General features: G+C 64.5%; 1 pseudogene. It reads right to left on the bottom strand.

The annotated features are described in order from the left end of the window. Positions 1 to 535 (bottom strand): annotated as a pseudogene (locus tag AC6ROY_RS25495) (hypothetical protein); the annotation flags it as partial.

Below are 535 nucleotides of genomic sequence, written 5' to 3'. Positions count from 1 at the left end.
CCGGATTTTGCGGCGACACCTCGACAGGCGTGCGCAGCGGCTCTGCCGGAACGTACTCCTCAATGATCACATGCGCGTTGGAACCGCCCGCTCCAAACGACGAGATGCCGGCGATGCGCGGCACTTCGCGAACCTGACCGCCGATCTCCACCAGCGGGCGCTTCCACTCCGCCAGCTCCTGCTGCACGACGAACGGGGTCGCGTCAAAGTCGATGTTCGGGTTGAGCACCTTGGCATGCAGCGATGGCGCGAGTTGGCGATGCTTCAGCTGTAGCAGCACCTTCGTAACGCCGGCGATGCCCGCTGCGCTCTCGCAGTGACCGATGTTCGACTTGGCCGAGCCGATCGCGCAGGATGGCAGGTTGGCGTTTGCCGTGGCCTGGAAGGCCTTGGTCAAGCCTGCGATTTCGATCGGATCGCCAAGCGAGGTGCCGGTTCCGTGCGCTTCGATGTAGGAGACCATGCTCGGGTCAAGTCCCGCCTGCCGCAGCGCCTGCTCGATCACATTCGCCTGCGCATTCGGGTTCGGGACGGT

It is taken from the genome of Paenibacillus sp. sg306046, from assembly GCF_059821225.1.
The sequence above is the reverse complement of the archived record's forward strand: the minus strand, read 5'-3'. Positions and strand labels throughout refer to the sequence as shown.